This is a genomic window from Klebsiella sp. JB_Kp004 (assembly GCF_040065795.1).
GTDB classification, from domain to species: domain Bacteria; phylum Pseudomonadota; class Gammaproteobacteria; order Enterobacterales; family Enterobacteriaceae; genus Klebsiella; species Klebsiella quasipneumoniae.
The window spans coordinates 1-19,999 of record NZ_JBEAKW010000018.1; the positions used below are offsets into that span (position 1 = coordinate 1).

The 19,999-nt window shown below is 59.7% G+C and carries 19 protein-coding genes and 1 tRNA gene; 9 read left to right on the forward strand and 11 right to left on the reverse strand.

The window, feature by feature from the left end:
- Window positions 1-58: 58 nt before the first annotated feature.
- The 10 genes from ABLX76_RS13440 to mltB all read right to left on the reverse strand — a co-directional run bounded on the left by ABLX76_RS13440 (window position 59) and on the right by mltB (window position 10,117).
- Window positions 59-151 (reverse strand) — tRNA-Ser (locus tag ABLX76_RS13440).
- 321 nt (window positions 152-472) lie between these two features.
- Entirely contained in the window at window positions 473-658 is a 186-nt protein-coding gene (csrA, locus tag ABLX76_RS13445; RefSeq protein ID WP_000906486.1) for a carbon storage regulator CsrA, read from the reverse strand.
- Between the two features lie 363 nt (window positions 659-1,021).
- Window positions 1,022-3,649 carry an alanine--tRNA ligase gene (gene alaS / locus ABLX76_RS13450; protein ID WP_032453813.1) on the reverse strand — a complete coding sequence of 876 codons (2,628 nt, stop codon included), beginning with the start codon at window positions 3,647-3,649 and terminating at the stop codon, window positions 1,022-1,024.
- 250 nt (window positions 3,650-3,899) lie between these two features.
- Window positions 3,900-4,400, reverse strand: coding sequence for a recombination regulator RecX (gene recX, locus ABLX76_RS13455; RefSeq protein WP_023290764.1), 501 nt, complete (start codon window positions 4,398-4,400; stop codon window positions 3,900-3,902).
- Between the two features lie 70 nt (window positions 4,401-4,470).
- Complete coding sequence (gene recA, locus ABLX76_RS13460; protein WP_004205686.1) at window positions 4,471-5,529, reverse strand: recombinase RecA; 1,059 nt, start codon at window positions 5,527-5,529, stop codon at window positions 4,471-4,473.
- Window positions 5,530-5,619: 90 nt separating this feature from the next.
- Entirely contained in the window at window positions 5,620-6,117 is a 498-nt protein-coding gene (gene pncC / locus ABLX76_RS13465) for a nicotinamide-nucleotide amidase (RefSeq protein ID WP_261902104.1), read from the reverse strand.
- 138 nt (window positions 6,118-6,255) lie between these two features.
- The gene (locus ABLX76_RS13470) at window positions 6,256-7,134 is read right to left on the reverse strand and encodes a metal ABC transporter substrate-binding protein (RefSeq protein WP_032453816.1); all 879 of its coding nucleotides are present in this window, start codon (window positions 7,132-7,134) and stop codon (window positions 6,256-6,258) included.
- A gap of 7 nt (window positions 7,135-7,141) precedes the next feature.
- On the reverse strand, window positions 7,142-8,005 hold the full coding sequence (locus tag ABLX76_RS13475; RefSeq protein ID WP_023290767.1) for a metal ABC transporter permease: 864 nt from the start codon (window positions 8,003-8,005) through the stop codon (window positions 7,142-7,144).
- Complete coding sequence (locus tag ABLX76_RS13480; protein WP_072413489.1) at window positions 8,002-8,712, reverse strand: ATP-binding cassette domain-containing protein; 711 nt, start codon at window positions 8,710-8,712, stop codon at window positions 8,002-8,004. Before ABLX76_RS13480 ends, ABLX76_RS13475 begins: the two co-directional genes overlap by 4 nt.
- Window positions 8,713-9,037: 325 nt before the next feature.
- Window positions 9,038-10,117: a lytic murein transglycosylase B gene (gene mltB, locus ABLX76_RS13485; protein ID WP_023290770.1), complete on the reverse strand. Its 1,080-nt coding sequence runs from the start codon at window positions 10,115-10,117 to the stop codon at window positions 9,038-9,040.
- Window positions 10,118-10,394: 277 nt separating this feature from the next.
- Here mltB and ABLX76_RS13490 point away from each other — a divergent pair, with 277 nt between their 5' ends.
- The 7 genes from ABLX76_RS13490 to gutQ all read left to right on the forward strand — a co-directional run bounded on the left by ABLX76_RS13490 (window position 10,395) and on the right by gutQ (window position 15,418).
- Window positions 10,395-10,958 carry a PTS glucitol/sorbitol transporter subunit IIC gene (locus tag ABLX76_RS13490; protein ID WP_004205677.1) on the forward strand — a complete coding sequence of 188 codons (564 nt, stop codon included), beginning with the start codon at window positions 10,395-10,397 and terminating at the stop codon, window positions 10,956-10,958.
- Window positions 10,955-11,935, forward strand: a complete 981-nt coding sequence (locus ABLX76_RS13495; RefSeq protein WP_032453820.1) for a PTS glucitol/sorbitol transporter subunit IIB — start codon at window positions 10,955-10,957, stop codon at window positions 11,933-11,935. Before ABLX76_RS13490 ends, ABLX76_RS13495 begins: the two co-directional genes overlap by 4 nt.
- 13 nt (window positions 11,936-11,948) lie before the next feature.
- Window positions 11,949-12,311 carry a PTS glucitol/sorbitol transporter subunit IIA gene (gene srlB, locus ABLX76_RS13500; RefSeq protein ID WP_050533591.1) on the forward strand — a complete coding sequence of 121 codons (363 nt, stop codon included), beginning with the start codon at window positions 11,949-11,951 and terminating at the stop codon, window positions 12,309-12,311.
- A 12-nt stretch (window positions 12,312-12,323) separates the two neighbouring features.
- Window positions 12,324-13,103 (forward strand): sorbitol-6-phosphate dehydrogenase, encoded by a 780-nt coding sequence (gene srlD, locus ABLX76_RS13505; protein WP_002914815.1) that lies wholly within the window; start codon window positions 12,324-12,326, stop codon window positions 13,101-13,103.
- 157 nt (window positions 13,104-13,260) lie between these two features.
- Entirely contained in the window at window positions 13,261-13,620 is a 360-nt protein-coding gene (gutM, locus tag ABLX76_RS13510) for a transcriptional regulator GutM (RefSeq protein ID WP_023290773.1), read from the forward strand.
- A 66-nt stretch (window positions 13,621-13,686) separates the two neighbouring features.
- Window positions 13,687-14,460, forward strand: a complete 774-nt coding sequence (locus ABLX76_RS13515; RefSeq protein WP_004205671.1) for a DNA-binding transcriptional repressor — start codon at window positions 13,687-13,689, stop codon at window positions 14,458-14,460.
- A complete protein-coding gene (gene gutQ / locus ABLX76_RS13520) occupies window positions 14,453-15,418 on the forward strand; it encodes an arabinose-5-phosphate isomerase GutQ (protein ID WP_032453823.1) in 966 nt (321 codons plus the stop codon). Before ABLX76_RS13515 ends, gutQ begins: the two co-directional genes overlap by 8 nt.
- Here the strand turns inward: gutQ and norR are convergent.
- Entirely contained in the window at window positions 15,381-16,931 is a 1,551-nt protein-coding gene (gene norR, locus ABLX76_RS13525; RefSeq protein ID WP_348874656.1) for a nitric oxide reductase transcriptional regulator NorR, read from the reverse strand. The genes gutQ and norR overlap by 38 nt on opposite strands.
- A gap of 187 nt (window positions 16,932-17,118) precedes the next feature.
- Here norR and norV point away from each other — a divergent pair, with 187 nt between their 5' ends.
- Both norV and norW read left to right on the forward strand, forming a co-directional pair.
- On the forward strand, window positions 17,119-18,567 hold the full coding sequence (norV, locus tag ABLX76_RS13530) for an anaerobic nitric oxide reductase flavorubredoxin (RefSeq protein WP_023290776.1): 1,449 nt from the start codon (window positions 17,119-17,121) through the stop codon (window positions 18,565-18,567).
- Window positions 18,564-19,700: an NADH:flavorubredoxin reductase NorW gene (gene norW / locus ABLX76_RS13535; RefSeq protein ID WP_060591921.1), complete on the forward strand. Its 1,137-nt coding sequence runs from the start codon at window positions 18,564-18,566 to the stop codon at window positions 19,698-19,700. The genes norV and norW overlap by 4 nt, the downstream gene beginning before the upstream one ends.
- The last annotated feature ends 299 nt before the right edge of the window (window positions 19,701-19,999 follow it).

Here is a 19,999-nt window from a genome sequence, read left to right on the forward strand (position 1 = left end):
CCTCCGACCGCTCGGTTCGTAGCCGAGTACTCTATCCAGCTGAGCTACGGATGCAAAATGGCGGTGAGGCGGGGATTCGAACCCCGGATGCAGCTTTTGACCGCATACTCCCTTAGCAGGGGAGCGCCTTCAGCCTCTCGGCCACCTCACCACACACGCCTCTTTCGAGTGCTTCGAAGAACTTGTTTCTGCTCTTCGTCGCTGCGATGGCGCACATATTACTTTCTGGTACTTATAAGTCAAACACTTTTTCGAGACCTTTTTTCGTTTGCACACTTCGCACGCAATTCGCGTGCAAAAACGGCAAAAAGGGCAATTTATCAACAGGAAATCAGCCCTGACGCAGGCATAACGCTAAACGACCAAAGCAGCAAAGGGTGATGAAAAGCGGTATGGCGCAGGGGAAAAAACAGAAAAAGAGAAAAAGCGGCGGTAAGTGATGCGCCTCACTGAACAGCGAGGCGCGGAAACCTTAGTAACTGGACTGCTGGGATTTTTCAGCCTGAATACGCTGGTAGATCTCTTCACGGTGAACAGATACTTCTTTAGGGGCGTTTACGCCAATACGAACCTGGTTACCCTTCACCCCTAAAACTGTCACAGTGACCTCATCTCCAATCATGAGGGTCTCACCAACTCGACGAGTCAGAATCAGCATTCTTTGCTCCTTGAAAGATTAAAAGAGTCGGGTCTCTCGTATCCCGGCATTATCCATCATATAACGCCAAAAAGTAAGCGATGACAAATACCTTACGGTATAAGCAGTCATGGCATCACATTCTGTTAAACCTAAGTTTAGCCGATATACACAATTTCAACCCGACTTTATCGTTATCGGTGTTTCTCGCGCAAGGTGCCATTTCCCTGAGGTTACGGCACCTATACCCGTCATACTTCAGGTTGCATGTGTGTTGGCTTTCCTCGCTCCCCCCAGTCACTTTCTTGAGTAAGCTCCCGGGGATTCGCTGCGTCGCCGCCTTCCTGCAACTCTAATTATTTAGGGTATATGCGCTTATAGTTATTACAGTTTTGCGCTGACCCAGCCTTTCACACTGGCTAACGCTGCAGGGAGAGCAGACGCATCGGTACCACCGGCCTGCGCCATATCCGGACGACCGCCCCCTTTACCGCCCACCTGCTGAGCGACCATACCAACCAGCTCCCCAGCCTTCACGCGATCTGTCACATCCTTAGACACACCGGCAATCAGGGAAACTTTACCGTCTGCGACCGTAGCCAACACCACAACCGTCGAACCCAGCTGGTTCTTCAGGTCGTCAACCATGGTACGCAGCATCTTCGGCTCCACGCCGGCCAGTTCGCTGACCAGCAGCTTAACGCCGTTAATCTCTTCCGCTTTGCTGGAGAGGTTTGCGCTCTCCTGCGCCGCAGCCTGCTCTTTCAGCTGCTGCAGCTCTTTTTCCAGCTGACGGGTACGCTCCAGCGCGGCGCGAACTTTCTCGCCGAGATTGTGGCTGTCGCCCTTCAGCAGTTGTGCGATATCGCTGAGCTGATCGCTCTGCGCGTGCAGCATGGCTATCGCGCCCTCACCAGTCACCGCTTCGATACGGCGCACGCCAGCGGCGGTACCGGACTCAGACGTGATGCGGAACAGGCCGATATCACCGGTACGCGCCGCGTGAGTCCCGCCGCACAGTTCAGTGGAGAAGTCGCCCATCTGCAGCACGCGGACGCGGTCATCGTATTTCTCGCCGAACAGCGCCATGGCGCCGGATGCGCGCGCGGCATCGATATCCATAATGTTGGTTTCGATAGCCAGGTTACGACGGATCTGCGCGTTGACCAGATCTTCCACTGCACGAATCTCTTCCGGCTTCATCGCTTCGAAATGCGAGAAATCAAAGCGCAGCGCTTTATCGTTGACCAGCGAGCCTTTCTGCGCCACATGGGTGCCGAGCACCTGGCGCAGCGCCGCGTGCATCAGATGCGTCGCGGAGTGGTTCAGACGGATACGCTGACGGCGAGCCTCGTCCACATCGGCCTGCACCGCGTCGCCCACTTTCAGGGAGCCGCTGGCGACTTTACCGATATGACCAATGGCCTGGCCGTACTTCTGCGTGTCGCTGACCGCGAAGGAGAAGCCCGCGCCTTTCAGTTCGCCTTTATCGCCCACCTGGCCGCCGGACTCCGCATAGAATGGGGTCTGGTCGAGGATCACCACGGCTTCCTGACCCGCGCTGACGCTATCCACCGCTTTGCCGTCGATAAACAGCGCCGTCACTTTGCCGTTCAGCTCCAGACGATCGTAACCTTTAAATTCAGAGGCGCCGTCAACGCGGATCATCGCGTTGTAGTCCGCGCCGAAACCGCTGGACTCGCGCGCGCGGCGGCGCTGCTCTTCCATGGCGGCCTCAAAGCCGGCTTCGTCAACCTTGATGTTGCGCTCGCGGCAGACGTCCGCGGTCAGGTCGACCGGGAAGCCGTAGGTGTCGTACAGACGGAAGGCGGTTTCGCCATCCAGGGTGTCGCCTTTCAGCTTCGACAGCTCTTCATCCAGCAGCGCCAGTCCGCGCTCCAGAGTACGGGCGAACTGCTCTTCTTCGGTTTTCAGCACCTGCTCAACCTGAGCCTGCTGCTGCTTCAGCTCTTCGCCGGCGGAGCCCATCACGGCAATCAGCGGGGCAACCAGTTTCCAGAAGAAGGTGTCCTTCGCGCCCAGCATGTTGCCGTGACGGATCGCGCGGCGAATGATGCGACGCAGCACGTAGCCGCGGTTTTCATTCGACGGGATAACGCCGTCAGCGATCAGGAAGGCGCAGGAGCGAATGTGGTCGGCGATTACGCGCAGCGACTTGTTCGTCAGATCGGTGGCGCCGGTGACTTTCGCCACGCTGGCGATCAGATCGCGGAACAGGTCGATGTCATAGTTGGAGTTAACGTGCTGCAGCACCGCGGCAATACGCTCCAGGCCCATACCGGTGTCGACGGACGGCTTCGGCAGCGGCTCCATGGTGCCGTCAGCCTGACGGTTGAACTGCATGAAGACGATGTTCCAGATCTCAATGTAGCGGTCGCCGTCTTCTTCCGGGCTTCCCGGAGGGCCGCCCCAGATGTGATCGCCGTGGTCAAAGAAGATTTCGGTGCATGGGCCGCACGGACCGGTGTCGCCCATCTGCCAGAAGTTGTCTGAAGCAAACGGCGCGCCTTTGTTGTCGCCGATGCGAATGATTCGCTCGCGCGGGACGCCTACTTCATTGGCCCAGATGTCGAATGCTTCGTCATCGGTCTCGTAAACGGTGACCCACAGCTTCTCTTTCGGCAGCGCGAACCAGTTCTCACCGGTCAGCAGTTCCCACGCGTATTTGATGGCATCCTGCTTGAAGTAGTCGCCGAAGCTAAAGTTGCCCAGCATTTCAAAGAAGGTGTGGTGACGCGCGGTGTAACCGACGTTTTCCAGATCGTTGTGTTTACCACCCGCACGCACGCAACGCTGCGCGGTGGTCGCACGCGAATAATTACGTTTGTCGAGACCAAGGAAGACATCCTTGAACTGGTTCATCCCTGCGTTGGTAAACAGCAGGGTCGGATCGTTGTGCGGCACCAGGGAGCTGCTGGCAACTACCTGATGTCCCTTGCTATGGAAAAAGTCGAGAAACGCCTGACGGATCTCAGCGGTGCTCTTGCTCATAATTATCCTGAAATCAAGCTACACGTCATCCTTCAAGTCGCCTCTGTCCTGGCTGCGCTTGCTCTTCCGGCACCGAACTGACGTGCGCTGCGGAAGATAGTCTCTCTTGCCGCCCTGATGCAGCTTGAATGATTTTGTGTAAAGGAATAATCGCCCAGGACGCTGCCTGCACTGTCACAACCAGCGGCCCGACGGAATAAAGTGGGAATAAGATAAGTTTTCTTTACGGCGAAGTAAAATCCCGGATGGGTCAATCTGCAAAATTTCGCCAGATTTCCTGGATATCTTCCATCAGGTAGCCACGGTACAGCAGGAATCGCTGGATTTTCACTTTTTCAGTAAAGGCGGATGGTAACGGTTCACCGTATTTACGCTGCGCCTGCGCCCTGGCAAGGCTCACCCAGTCGATATCGCATTCGCGCATCGCCTGTTCAACGGCCTGGCGCGCAATGCCTTTCTGGCTGAGCTCCTGACGAATGCGCGCGGGGCCATAGCCTTTGCGGCTCCGACTGGCGATGAACTGGCCGACAAAACGATTATCGTCGAGATAGCGGTTTTCGATACACCAGGCCACCACCTGCTCCAGCTCTTCAGGGGTGACGTCCAGCGCCTCGGGGCCGTTTTTGCTCATCACCGGAGCGGCCAGTTTGCGCCGCAGCTCCTGTTCGCTGTGGTCGCGCATCGCCAGGATACGGATAGCGCGGTCCAGCAGACGAGCATAGCCGGATCGGCGTGATGAAGGTTCAGTCACAGGCACCTCAATAATCTAAGAAAAGCAAAAGGGCCGCATAAGCAGCCCTTTATCACTCTGTTAGACGATATCAGAAATCTTGTTCCGTTTCTTCTGCGTCGTTGCCGTCAACGGCGAAGTCCGGCGTAGAGTCCTGGTTGTTGAGCAGCAGTTCGCGCACTTTCTTCTCAATCTCTTTCGCCGCCGCCGGGTTCTCTTTCAGCCAGGTGATAGCGTTCGCTTTACCCTGACCAATTTTGTCGCCGTTGTAGCTGTACCAGGCGCCCGCTTTCTCAATCAGCTTCTCTTTCACGCCGAGGTCAACCAGCTCGCCGAAGAAGTTGATGCCTTCGCCGTAGAGGATCTGGAATTCAGCCTGTTTGAACGGCGCCGCAATCTTGTTCTTCACTACTTTGACGCGGGTTTCGCTGCCGACGACGTTATCGCCCTCTTTCACCGCGCCGATGCGACGGATATCCAGACGCACGGAGGCATAGAACTTCAGCGCGTTACCGCCGGTGGTGGTTTCCGGGTTACCGAACATCACGCCGATTTTCATACGGATCTGGTTGATAAAGATCAGCAGCGTGTTGGACTGCTTCAGGTTACCCGCCAGTTTACGCATCGCCTGGCTCATCATACGCGCCGCGAGGCCCATGTGAGAGTCGCCGATTTCGCCTTCGATTTCCGCTTTCGGCGTCAGCGCCGCGACGGAGTCGACGACAATAACGTCAACCGCGCCGGAGCGCGCCAGCGCGTCACAGATTTCCAACGCCTGCTCGCCGGTATCCGGCTGAGAACACAGCAGGTTGTCGATATCCACGCCCAGTTTGCGCGCATAGACCGGATCCAGCGCGTGTTCCGCATCGATGAACGCACAGGTTTTACCTTCGCGCTGCGCTGCGGCGATAACCTGCAGCGTCAGGGTGGTTTTACCGGAGGATTCCGGCCCGTAGATCTCGACGATACGGCCCATTGGCAGACCGCCGGCGCCCAGCGCGATATCCAGAGAAAGCGAGCCGGTGGAGATGGTTTCTACGTCCATAGAACGGTCTTCACCCAGGCGCATGATGGAGCCTTTACCGAATTGCTTTTCGATCTGGCCCAGTGCAGCCGCCAACGCTTTCTGTTTGTTTTCGTCGATCGCCATTGTTACTCCTAATCATGCAGGGTGAAGCCTGTTCGCTTCGCCGTTAATATTTGTTCAGTTGAGGCAATTATACTGTATAGTCATACAGTATCAAGTCTTTTGTAGAAATTGTTGCCAGAGCAGATTGAGCGCGTAGGCCGTCGCCTGACGACGCACCGCTTCGCGGTCTCCGGCAAAGCATTCCCGCCGCGTCACCCCTTGCCCGCTGACGCTGGCGACGCCAAACCACACCGTCCCGACCGGCTTTTCGTCGCTGCCGCCATCCGGCCCGGCGACGCCGCTAACCGAGATGGCATAGTCCGCGCGCGCGGCGCGCAACGCGCCGATCGCCATCTCCACCACCACCGGTTCGCTCACCGCGCCGTTGTCCCGCAGCGTCGCTTCGCTGACGCCGATCATTTGCGATTTGGCCTCGTTGCTGTAGGTCACAAAACCGCGTTCAAACCACGCTGAGCTGCCGGCAATATCGGTGATGGCTTTCGCTATCCAGCCGCCGGTGCAGGATTCCGCCGTGGTCACCGTCGCGCCCTGCGCCTTCAGCGCCTGGCCGACCTTCTCGCTTAGCTGCATTAATTCTGAATCGGTCATTATCGCCCCGCTTTGCTCCGGATAAAGAGGCCATCAAAGATAGCACTTTCCACAGAGATATGGGGACGAGGTGTGGAATTTACGAGGGGACATCCAAAATGAATCATCCCGGCGGCGCCGGGATGAGAAATTGCACGATTACTTCATGCTGGCGGCGATCAGCGCCACGTTATGACGCATCATTTTGACATAGCTATCCGCGACGCCACCCGGGGCAGAGAGCGCCTCAGGATAGAGTTCTCCGCCGGGCTGCGCGCCGGTGGCGCTGGCGATCTGCTTCACCAGTCGCGGGTCAAGCTGGTTCTCCATAAACCAGGTATGAACGCCGTCCGCGTTGATTTGCTTAATCAGCGCCGCCACCTGCGCCGCGCTGGCCTCGCTCTCTGAAGAGAGCCCCTGCGGCGCGAGGAAGGTCACGTGATAAGCGCGGCCAAAATAGCCGAAGGCGTCATGGCTGGTGAGAACTTTGCGCTTTGCCTGCGGAATGGCGCTGAACTGCCCTTTCGCCCAGCCGTCGAGGGCCGTCAGTTGCTCGATATAACGCTTGCCGCTGTTCGTCAGCGCCGCTTGATCTTCCGGGTCGGCTTTCACCAGTCCATCGAGGATATTCTGCGCATACAACGCGCCGTTCGCCGCGCTGTTCCAGGCGTGGGGATCGGTCACCGTTTTGCCATCTTCATCGAGGGTATGGGTCTTGACGCCCTTCGACGCCACCACCAGCTCGCCCTTAAAACCAGAGGCCTTAATCAGGCGATCCAGCCACCCTTCCAGTCCCAGACCGTTAACCACCACCACGTCGGCCTTGCTGAGCAGCGCGCTGTCCTTCGGCGACGGCTCGAAGGTGTGCGGATCGCCATCCGGGCCGACCAGGGTGTCCACATGAACATGCTCCCCGCCGACCTGCTGCACCATATCACCCAGCACCGAAAAACTGCTTACCACATTCAGCGTTTTCGCCATCGCCCCCTGCGCCATCAGGCCGAAGGCCAGCGCGACCACTATTGCACTACGTTTCATCATTTCCTTACCCCATCAATTTCCGCCAGCCGACCAGCAGCCGGCTGCGCGTGCCAAAAAACAGCGAAATAAAAAACAGCGCGCTGGCGGTCAGCACGATGGCGGGCCCGGCGGGAAGACTGGCCGCCCAGGAGAGACTTAAACCCAGCCAGGCGCAGAGCGCGCCGGAGAGCGCCGCCAGCAGCAGGATGCCCGGCAGCGTTCGCGCCCAGCAGCGCGCGGCGACCGCCGGCAGCATCATCACCCCTACCGCCATCAGCGTGCCGAGCACCTGAAATCCCGCCACCAGGTTAAGCACCAGCAGCGCCAGAAAAAGCCCATGCAGCAGCGCCGGCAGCCGGCGGTGATTCACCTGCAGCCAGGCGCTGTCGAACGCCTCGCTGACCAGACCGCGGTAGCACAGCGCGATGCACAGCAGCGTCAGGCTGGCGACGCCGCTGACAAACAGCGCCGCGTCACGGTCCACCGCCAGAATGGAGCCAAACAGCAGATGCAGCAGGTCGACGCTGGAGCCGCGCAGCGACACCAGGGTGACGCCCAGCGCCAGCGATCCCAGATAAAATCCGGCAAAGCTGGCGTCCTCTTTTAACGGCGTCCGCCGGCTCACCCATCCCGCGACCAGCGCGACCGCGATGCCGGCGACAAAGCCGCCAAGGGTCATGGCCAGCAACGACATGCCGCTCAGCAGATAGCCCACCGCCACGCCGGGGAGAATGGCGTGCGACAGCGCGTCGCCCATCAGGCTCATGCGCCGCAGCAGCAGGAAGACGCCCAGCATGGTGGTGCTTAGCGACAGCGCCAGACAGACCACCAGCGCCCGGCGCATAAAGCCGAATTCAATAAAAGGCTGAAAGAAGGTGTGCCAGATCATGCCGACCTCGCCTGGCTGAAGGCCGGGAGAACCGCCCGGGTGGCGCCCCAGCAGGCGCGCCGGGGGGTCAGCAGCAGCGTCTCCGGGAAAAAGTCGGCTACCCGCTGGTTATCATGCAGCACCGCCAGGATGGTCTGCCCCTGCCGGTGCATGTCGAGGATCAAATCCATCAGTTCGCGACTGGTCGCTTCATCAATGCCGGTGAAGGGCTCGTCGAGCATCACCAGCGGCGCCTGCTGCACCAGCACCCGGGCAAACAGCATGCGCTGAAACTGACCGCCGGAGAGCGCTTCGATCGGGGTTTTCGCCAGGCTCGCCAGCCCGACCCGCTCCAGCGCCGCGCCGATGCGTCGCCGGGTATCGCCGCCCAGACCGCGCAGCAGCGACACGCCGGGCCATGCGCCCTGGCTCACCACATCCTGCACGTTGAGAGGAAACTGCGACTCGAGGGCATGGCGCTGCGCCAGCCAGCCAATCACCGGCCGCTTTCCCTGCCAGCGCAGACAGCCACTGACCGGCGGAAGAAACCCGGCGAGGGTTTTCAGCAGGGTCGATTTTCCGCAGCCATTGAGGCCAACGATTGCCGTCAGGCTGCCGGGGCATATCATCCCGCTCAGCGGAGGGGTGATCGCCACCCCGCCATAGCCGGTTACCAGTTGTTCCAGTTCAATCATGGCAGCGTCACCGCCCACCAGGTCGCCAGCCATAGCGCCGTCAGCAGCGTTCCCGCGATGGCCAGGCGCGCCGCGCCGGATGCCATAAAAACCGATGTGAACATATCCCACCTCTATTAAATGTTATAACATAACAATACAGAGACGAAATAAGATTGTAAATCAGCGTCGGTGAGCGGAAATGTAACAAAGGTCGACAAGCGGCAGGCAAACGGGAAAAAGCAGGAGGATAAGCGAGAAGTCCCCCGGTCGCGCTGCGCTTACCGGGGCTGCCAACCGGATAACAGACCGTCGCCCGGATAAGGCGCTACGCGCCGCTATCCGGGGAGGCTCGGGATCGGTCAGCCGGATGACAGTATTAATAACCGCCGCGGGCCTGAGAAACCGCCAGGCCAAGCTGCCAGACGGCCATGGCGTAGTGGGTGCTGTGGTTGTAGCGGGTGATGGTGTAGAAGTTCGGCAACCCGTACCAGTACTCATAGCCGGTGCCGACGTCCAGGCGCAGCAGGCTGGCCTGCTGATGGTTGCCCAGCGGCTGGGTCGGGGTTAATCCTGCCGCCGACAGCTGCGAAACGCTGTATTTGGTTTTGAAACCATTCTCCAGCCCCGGCGCCTGGCCCAGCGCCTGCACCGCCACCAGATCGCCGCTCACCCAGCCGTGCTGTTTGAAGTAGTTGGCCACGCTGCCGATCGCATCCACCGGGTCCCACAGGTTGATATGGCCGTCGCCGTTAAAGTCCACCGCGTATTGCTTATAGGAGGACGGCATAAACTGGCCGTAACCCATCGCCCCGGCGAAAGAGCCTTTCAGATCCAGCGGGTCGTCGCTTTCGCTGCGCGCCATCAGCAGGAAGGTTTCCAGCTCGGAGGAGAAGTACTCAGCACGGCGCGGATAGTTAAACGACAGGGTCGCCAGCGCGTCGAGGATGCGGGTTTTGCCCATCACCCGGCCCCAACGGGTCTCCACGCCGATAATGCCGACAATGATTTCCGGCGGTACGCCGTAGACCTGATAAGCGCGGTTGAGCGCGTCCTGATACTGATTCCAGAACACCACGCCGTTCTGCACGTTATCCGGGGTAATAAACTGTTTCTTGTAGCGCAGCCAGGCGCCGGTCGGCCCGGTCGGCGGCAGGCCGGTCGGCGCCTGACGATCCATCAGCCGCAGAACGTAGTCCAGACGCTTCGCCTGCGACAGGATCTCCTGCAGCTGCTGCCTGTCGAAGCCGTGCTTCGCCACCATCTTATCGATGAACTGCGCCGCTGCCGGGTTGTTGGCGAAGTCGCCGCCCATCTGCATCACGTTATGCTGCGGTTCCAGCAAAAAGCCGCCGGTTCCACTCGCCATCTCCGTTTCCGCGGGAGTCTTGGGTTTGCTGCTGCAGGCAGCGAGGAGCACACAAAGGGGAAGTACAGCCAGAGAGCGACGCTTCAACATGGGAATTCCGTTTAACAAATTCAGCAAGGGATAATTATGGTAAAGCATGCGACGACCAACAAGAAAGCGACAATCTGTTTGTAGACAAAATAGTCCTTCACCGCCCCCCTTCCTGGATGCTGTCATGCGCCTCGTGATTTCATCCTCTCAGCGCCAATCTTTCGAAATAAAATATTTATCTTTCATTTTGCGATCTATTTAACACTTTAAAACCTTTCAAAGTGATTAAAATCAGCCTGCAGTTAGCAAGAAAAATAACATGCTGAAGGAGAGAACAATGATTGACGTCGTGACCCACGGCGCAGAGTGGTTTATCGGCCTGTTTCAGAAAGGCGGCGAGGTATTTACCGGAATGGTGACCGGGATCCTCCCCTTGCTGATCAGTCTGCTGGTGATCATGAACGCGCTGATCAACTTTATCGGCCAGCAGCGGATCGAAAAACTGGCGCAGCGCTGCGCCGGGAACCCGATCTCCCGCTACCTGCTGTTGCCCTGCATCGGCACCTTTGTGTTTTGTAACCCGATGACCCTGAGCCTGGGCCGCTTTATGCCAGAGAAGTACAAGCCCAGCTATTACGCGGCGGCGTCCTACAGCTGCCACTCGATGAACGGCCTGTTTCCGCATATCAACCCCGGCGAACTGTTCGTCTATCTCGGCATCGCCAACGGCCTCACCACCCTCGGCCTGCCGCTTGGGCCGCTGGCGGTGAGCTATCTGCTGGTCGGGCTGGTGACCAACTTCTTCCGCGGCTGGGTCACCGACCTGACCACCTCGATTTTCGAACGAAAAATGGCGATTCAGCTGGCTCAGAAAGTGCATCTGTCAGGAGCGACATCATGACCCGGATTCGTATTGAGAAAGGCACCGGCGGCTGGGGCGGCCCCCTTGAGCTCGACGTCGTCGAGGGCAAAAAGATCGTCTATATCACCGCCGGCACCCGCCCGGCGATCGTTGACCGCATCGCCAGCCTGACCGGCTGGCAGGCGGTGGACGGTTTTAAAGAGGGCGAACCGGCGGAAAGCGACATCGGCGTGGCGATTATCGACTGCGGAGGCACCCTGCGCTGCGGGCTCTACCCCAAGCGTCGCATCCCGACGGTGAATATCCATGCCACCGGCAAATCGGGGCCGCTGGCCCAGTACATCACAGAAGATATCTACGTCTCCGGCGTAAAAGAGGAGAACATTCAGCGCATCGCGACCGACAGCGCGGTAGCTCCCGAGCCGCCGGCGGAGAACAACCGCGCGGGTCGCGATTACGACGCCAGCAAAAAGATCACTGAACAGAGCGATGGCCTGCTGGCGAAGGTCGGGATGGGGATGGGCTCGGTGGTGGCGGTGCTGTTCCAGGCCGGGCGCGACACCATCGATACGGTGCTGAAGACCATCCTGCCGTTTATGGCCTTCGTCTCGGCGCTGATCGGCATCATCATGGCCTCCGGCATCGGCGACTGGATCGCCCATGGCCTGGCGCCGCTGGCCAGCCATCCGCTGGGTCTGGTGACCCTGGCGCTGATCTGCTCCTTCCCGCTGCTGTCGCCGTTTCTCGGCCCCGGCGCGGTTATCGCCCAGGTGATTGGCGTATTGATCGGCGTGCAGATCGGCCTCGGCAATATTCCCCCGCACCTCGCCCTGCCGGCGCTGTTCGCCATTAACGCCCAGGCCGCCTGCGATTTTATCCCGGTAGGCCTGTCGCTGGCTGAAGCCCGCCAGGATACCGTGCGCGTCGGCGTGCCGTCGGTGCTGGTCAGCCGCTTTTTGACCGGCGCGCCAACGGTGCTGATCGCGTGGTTCGTTTCCGGATTTATTTACCAGTAAGAGGGGCCAGAAGATGACCGTGATTTACCAGACCACCATTACGCACATCGGCGCCTGCGCGACGATGGCGCTGGAAGAGCAGATGCTGATCACCTTCCGCGAAGGCGCCCCGGCGGATATCGAAGCGTACTGCTTTATTCACAACCACGGCGAGCTTGCCGGCGCGCTGCAGCCGGGCGCAGAGCTGCAGCTTGGCGAGCTGCGCTACCCGGTGACCGCCGTCGGCGAGGTCGCCGAACAAAACCTGCGCGAGCTGGGCCACATCACCCTGCGCTTTGACGGCCATCGTGAAGCGGAGTTCCCGGGTACCGTCCATGTGGCGGGCCCGGTGCCGGACGCCATCGCGCCCGGCTGCGTACTGAAATTTGTTGCTTAACAGGAGAGAAAGATGAATCAGGTTGCTGTTGTCATTGGCGGTGGACAAACCTTAGGAGAGTTTCTGTGCCGCGGGCTGGCCGCCGAGGGCTACCGCGTGGCGGTGGTCGATATTCAGAGCGAAAAAGCCAGCCGCGTCGCCCAGGAGATTAACGCTGAATATGGCGAAGGCATGGCGTATGGCTTCGGCGCCGACGCCACCAGCGAGGCCAGCGTCACCGCGCTGGCCCACGGAGTGGATGAGATTTTCTCGCGTGTCGACCTGCTGGTGTACAGCGCCGGCATCGCTAAAGCGGCGTTTATTAGCGACTTTGCGCTGGGGGACTTCGACCGCTCGCTGCAGGTCAATCTGGTGGGCTACTTCCTCTGCGCCCGCGAGTTTTCCCGGCTGATGATCCGCGACGGCATTAAGGGACGCATCATTCAGATCAACTCGAAATCCGGCAAAGTGGGCAGCAAGCACAACTCCGGCTACAGCGCGGCGAAGTTCGGCGGCGTCGGCCTGACCCAGTCGCTGGCGCTGGATTTGGCGGAGTACGGCATTACCGTACACTCACTGATGCTCGGCAATCTGCTGAAGTCGCCGATGTTCCAGTCGCTGCTGCCGCAGTACGCCACCAAGCTCGGTATCGATGAGAGCGAGGTCGAGCAGTACTACATCGACAAGGTGCCCCTGAAGCGCGGTTGCGAATATCAGGATGTGCTGAACGTCCTGATGTTTTACGCCAGCCCGCAGGCGTCATACTGCACCGGTCAGTCGATCAACGTTACCGGCGGCCAGGTGATGTTTTAAAGGGCTCCCGGATGGCGCCGCGCTTATCCGGGCTACAAAACGGTAGGTCGGGTAAGGCGTTAGCCGCCACCCGACAAAAATACGGCACCGCGGGTCGCTCGGGTTAGGCGCTCGCGCCGCGACCCGTGTTGTTCCCGGCCCCCTTAAGGAGACACCTATGGTTACCGCACTCATCACCGTCGCCGCCATCGCCTGGCTTACCCAACTGGCCTTCGGCGGCTGGCAGATCCGCCGCTTCAATCGCGCCTTCGACAGCCTGTGCCAGCAGGGTCGGGTGGGGGTCGGCCGCTCCGCCGGGCGCTTTCAACCGCGCGCCATCGTCGCTATCGCCGTTGATGATGACAACCGCATTTGCGACACGCTGCTGATGAAAGGCTTCACCATTTTCGCCCGACCGCAAAAAATCCCCGCGCTGGATGGCAAACATATCGGGGAATTGCAGCCTGATGTGATCTTTCCCCATGATCCGCGCTGTCAGAATGCACTATCATTAGCGCTTAATCCGAAACATGGATAATTTCGTTGTAAAAGTAAATATCTTGCGAAATTATCACTTCGAAACTTAAACGCAGGATAGACGCCTATGAAACCACGTCAGCGCCAGGCAGCCATTCTCGAGTTCCTGCAGTCGCAGGGAAAATGCTCGGTCGAAGAGCTGGCGCAACACTTCGATACTACCGGCACCACCATCCGCAAGGATCTGGTCACGCTGGAAAACGCCGGCACCGTCATTCGCACCTACGGTGGCGTGGTACTCAACAAAGATGAAGCCGATCCGCCGATCGATCATAAAACGCTGATCAACACCCATAAGAAAGCGCGCATCGCCGAAGCGGCGGTGCGCTTTATTCATGATGGCGACTCCCTCATCCTCGATGCCGGCAGCACGGTGCTGCAGATGGTCCCACTGCTCAGCCGCTTCAATAACATCACGGTGATGACCAACAGCCTGCATATCGTCAACGCCCTTGCCGAACTGGATAATGAACAGACTATCCTGATGCCCGGCGGCACCTTCCGCAAAAAATCGGCCTCCTTTCACGGCCAGCTGGCGGAAAACGCCTTCGAACAGTTCAGTTTCGACAAGCTGTTTATGGGCACCGACGGCATCGATCTGAACGCCGGCGTCACCACCTTCAATGAGGTGTATACCGTCAGCAAGGCGATGTGCAACGCCGCCCGCGAAGTGATCCTGATGGCCGACTCGTCAAAGTTTGGCCGTAAAAGCCCCAATATCGTCTGCGGCCTGGAGCGCGTGGATAAATTGATTACCGATGCCGATATTGACCCTGCATTCCAGCGGGCGCTGGAAGCCAAAGGCATAGAAGTCATCATTACTGGAGAACATCATGAGTAACTTTTTGTTAGAGGCCGGACGCCAGACCCTGATGCTGGAGCTACAGGAGGCGAGCCGCCTGCCGGAACGCCTGGGCGACGACTTCATCCGCGCGGCGGAAACCATCATCCACTGCGAGGGCAAACTGATTGTCTCCGGTATCGGTAAATCCGGTCATATCGGCAAAAAGCTGGCGGCGACCTTCGCCAGCACCGGCACCCCGGCCTTTTTTGTCCATCCGGCGGAAGCCCTGCACGGCGATCTTGGCATGCTCGACGGCCGCGACGTGATGCTGTTTATCTCCTACTCCGGCAGCGCGAAAGAGCTGGATCTGATCGTGCCGCGGCTGGAGGAAAAAGGTATCCCGCTGCTGGCGATGACCGGCAAATCCACCTCGCCGCTGGCGCTGGCGGCGAAAGCGGTGCTGGATATCGCCGTCGAGCGAGAGGCCTGTCCGATGCACCTGGCGCCGACCTCCAGCACCGTCAACACCCTGATGCTTGGCGATGCGCTGGCGATGGCGGTCATGCAGGCCCGCGGCTTCAATGAAGAGGATTTTGCCCGCTCCCACCCGGCAGGGGCGCTTGGCGCGCGTCTGCTGAACAAAGTGCATCACCTGATGCGCCGCGACGACGAAGTGCCGCGCGTCGGCACGGACGCCAACGTCATGAACGCAATGCTCGAGCTAAGCCGCACAGGGCTCGGCCTGGTGGCGGTCTGCGATGAGGCCAACCGCGTGCAGGGGGTCTTCACCGACGGCGACCTGCGCCGCTGGCTGGTGGGCGGCGGCACCTTAAACGACGGCGTCGCGCAGGCGATGACCCGCAACGGCGTGACGCTACAGGCGGAGAGCCGCGCGGTGGAAGCCAAAGAGCGGCTGATGAAGCACAAAATCAGCGCCGCGCCGGTAGTCGATGAAAACGGCCAACTGGTCGGCGCCATCAACCTGCAGAACTTTTACCAGGCCGGGATCCTTTAAGCCCCAGACGTTTCGCCAGCCGGTGCAGGTTGGCGACGTCGAGTTCCAGCGCGCGGGCGGTCGCCGCCCAGTTGCCCTGATGTGCCGCCAGCGCGCGGGCAATCGCCTCGCGCTGGAAATTATCCGTGGCTTCGCGCAGATTCACGTTGCCCATTGCCGGCGCCGCTGCCGCCGCCTCGGTCGGCAACGTCGGCGCAGTCGCCGTAAACTCGAAATGCTGCGGCTCCAGTACTACGTCATCGCCAGCCTGAGTAGCCCGCGCCAGCACCACCGCGCGGTGAATGGCATGCTCCAGTTCGCGCACGTTGCCCGGCCACGACCACTGCTGCAGCCTGTTTCGCGTTGCCTCACTTAAAATTACCCGCGCCAGCCCCATCCGCAGGCGGCACTGCTCGCAAAAATAGCCAGCCAGCAGCACCACGTCATTTTCCCGCTCGCGCAGCGCCGGAATCGACAGCGGGAAGACGCTCAGCCGGTGATAGAGGTCGGCGCGAAAGCGCCCTTCCACCACCTCCTGGCGCAGATCGCGGTTGGTGGCCGCCAGCACCCGCACATCGACCCGCAGGCTGCGGTCATCACCGACACGCTGAATATCGCCATACTGCAGGACGCGCAGCAGCTTCGCCTGCAGCGCCAGCGACAGCTCGCCGATTTCGTCGAGGAACAGCGTGCCGTTATCGGCCATCTCAAATTTGCCGCTGCGATTGCTGATAGCCCCGGTAAACGCCCCTTTCACGTGACCGAACAGCTCGCTCTCCGCCACGCTCTCCGGCAGCGCCGCGCAGTTGAGGTACACCAGCGGGTTAGCCGCACGCGGCGATCCCTGATGCACCGCCTTCGCCACCAGCTCCTTACCGGTCCCCGTTTCGCCGCTGATCAGCACGTTCAAATCCGAGGCGGCGACAATCTCGATCTCTTTTTTCAGCTGCAGCATCGGCGCCGACAGGCCGATGATCTCCTGACGCTCCGGCTGCGGGTAATTCACCACCTGCGCGGGCAGGACGTTTTGCGCTTCAAGGCGGGCGATAAGCAGCGCGTTATTCAGCGCCCCGGCCACCAGCGCGGCAATCAGTCGCAGCTCTTCATCGCTGAAGCTGTCGAAGCGGTCGGCATCCATACCGTCAAGAGTTAGCGCGCCGATCAGCGTTTGCCCGGCAAACAGCGGCAACCCCACGCAGGCGTGAACCTTGAGGCTCTCCTGGCCGGGGATCAGGCCGTCATAGGGGTCCGGCAGGTCGCTGTCCGCCGGGAAGCGCACCACATCGCCGGCGCGGGCGATCGCCTCCAGCCGCGGATGCCCATCCAGTGCAAAGCGCCGGCCAAGCACATCCTGCGCCAGACCATCGATCGCCAGCGGCACAAACTGATGGGCCTCATAGCGCAGCAGCGCCGAGGCGTCGCAGCCAAGGATCTGCCGCAGGGTGGCGATCAGGCGCGAAAAGCGGTCGACGTGGCCGATATCGCTTTGTAAATCAATGGCGATTTTCGCCAGCGCCTCGACGGAAAAACTCATCACCGCTCCATTGTCATTTTGACAGCCAATATAGTCATATTGACTATTTTAATCATTGTCATTTTGACAGCAACTAAAATCATGAAAATTTAAAAAATGATTTTATTCAATAAGTTAAAAAACTGGCACGCAACTTGTAATACATCAATCAACTGACTTTGAACACACTGTATTAATTGAGGTTGCTATGTCTATTGTGGTGAAAAATAACATTCTTTGGGTTGGCCAACGTGACTGGGAAGTGCGTGATTTCCACGGCACCGAATATAAAACGCTGCGCGGCAGCAGCTATAACAGCTATCTCATCCGCGAAGAGAAAAACGTGCTGATCGATACCGTCGATCATAAATTCAGCCGCGAGTTCGTGCAGAATCTGCGCCGCGAAATCGACCTCGCCGACCTCGACTACATCGTTATTAACCACGCCGAAGAGGACCACGCCGGCGCGTTGACTGAGCTGATGATGCAGATCCCGGATACGCCGATCTACTGCACCGCCAACGCCATCGACTCCATCAACGGCCATCACCACCATCCGGAGTGGAACTTCCACGTGGTGAAAACGGGCGACACCCTCGATATCGGCAACGGTAAGCAGCTGATCTTCGTGGAAACGCCAATGCTGCACTGGCCGGACAGCATGATGACTTACCTGACCGGCGACGCGGTGCTGTTCAGCAATGACGCCTTCGGCCAGCACTACTGCGACGAACATCTGTTCAACGATGAAGTGGACCAGACTGAACTGTACGAACAGTGCCAGCGCTACTACGCCAACATCCTGACGCCCTTCAGCCGCCTGGTGACGCCGAAAATTAACGAAATTCTCGGCTTCAACCTGCCGGTAGCGATGATTGCCACCTCCCACGGCGTGGTCTGGCGCGATAACCCGACGCAAATCGTCGAGAAATACCTCGAATGGGCGGCGGATTATCAGGAAGATCGCATCACGATTTTCTATGACACCATGTCCAACAACACCCGCATGATGGCGGACGCCATTGCCCAGGGGATCACCGAGGTCGACCCACGGGTGGCGGTGAAAATCTTTAACGTCGCCCGCAGCGACAAAAACGACATTCTGACCAACGTTTTCCGCTCAAAAGGCGTGCTGGTGGGCACCTCCACCATGAACAACGTCATGATGCCGAAAATTGCCGGGCTGGTGGAAGAGATGACCGGGCTGCGTTTTCGCAACAAACGCGCCAGCGCCTTTGGCTCCCACGGCTGGAGCGGCGGCGCGGTAGACCGCCTGTCCACCCGACTGCAGGATGCCGGGTTTGAAATGTCCCTGAGTCTGAAGGCCAAATGGCGCCCGGATATCGACGCGCTCGAACTGTGCCGCCAACACGGGCGCGACATCGCCCGCCAGTGGGCGCTCGCTCCATTGCCGGTTGCTGAAGCGACAGTCACGCCGGAACAACAGGAGTGCGCCTGTGCCGCCGCCGCGGCCGCCGATCTCGGTCCCATGATGCAGTGCAGCGTCTGCCAGTGGGTGTATGACCCGGCGAAGGGCGAACCTAACCAGGATGTGCAGCCGGGTACGCCGTGGAGCGACGTGCCGGATAACTTCCTCTGCCCTGAATGTTCGCTGGGTAAAGATGTGTTTGATGTTCTGGCGACGGAGGCAAAATGAGTGATGGCATCGTCATCATCGGCTCGGGCTTCGCGGCCCGCCAGCTGGTGAAAAATATTCGTAAGCAGGATGCCGAGATCCCGCTGACCCTCATCGCCGCCGACAGCATGGATGAGTATAACAAGCCCGATCTCAGCCACGTCATCAGCCGCGGACAGCACGCCGACGATCTGACTCTGCAAAGCGCCGGCGAGTTCGCCGAACAATACCACCTGCGCTTGTTTCCCCATACCTGGGTGAGCGATATCGACGCTGAAAACCATCGGGTGAAAAGCCTGGATAAGCAGTGGCGCTACGACAAACTGGTGCTGGCCACCGGCGCCACGCCGTTTATCCCCCCGGTGCCGGGCCGCGAGCTAATGCTAACGCTGAACAGCCAGCGCGAATATGGCGCGGCGCAGAGCCAGCTCCGCGACGCCAGGCGGGTGCTGATCGTCGGCGGCGGCCTGATTGGCTGCGAGCTGGCGATGGATTTCTGTCGCGCCGGTAAAGCGGTGACGGTGGTCGATAATGCCGCCAGCGTGCTGGCGGCGCTGATGCCGCCGGAGGTCAGCAGCCGTCTGCAGCATCGCCTCACCGGGATGGGCGTCCATCTGATGTTAAAAACGCAGCTGGAAGGGCTTGAACACACCGCCGACGGCATCCGCGTCAGTCTCGACCGCCAGCGCGCGATAACCGTCGATGCGGTGGTGGCCGCCGCCGGCCTGCGCCCGGAAACCTCGCTGGCGCGCCACGCCGGACTGCAGATTAACCGCGGGGTGGTGGTCAATAGCCAGCTGCAAACCAGCGACCCGGCGATTTACGCCCTCGGCGACTGTGCGGAAATCAACGGTACGGTAATGCCGTTCCTGCAGCCGATTTTGCTCAGCGCCATGTGCCTGAGTAAAAACCTGCTGGCGCAGGCAGGCGAACTCAAGCTGCCGCCAATGCTGGTGAAGGTGAAGACCCCGGATCTGCCGCTGCATCTGGCCGGCGACACCCGCCGCGAGGATCTGACATGGAACATCGTGGCCGCCAAAGAGGGGCTGGTGGCGAAAGGGCTGGATGCGGCGAATCAACTGCGCGCCTTTGTGGTCAGCGAAGACAAGATGAAAGACGCCTTCGCGCTGCTCAAACAGCTGGTGAGTGAATGACCTTCCAGGCAGCCCTGTTTTGCCGTTAGTTTGCCGGGTGGCGCTACGCTTACCCGGCCTACGGATGTAACCCGTAAGCTCAGGTCCGGTAGACCCGCGCAAGCGCAGCGCCGCCGGGCACGCATTGATTACCTCCCAGGCGATCCTGTTGCACGGTTAGTTTGCCGGGTGGCGCTACGCTTACCCGGCCTACGGATCGTGCGACCTGTCGTTGATTTACCCACTTGCGCGACTGAAACTGCCTGTGCTGGCGGCCTCAAAATCGCTGAGACGTTCCCGGAAGGCCGGGGCAGCCCGCA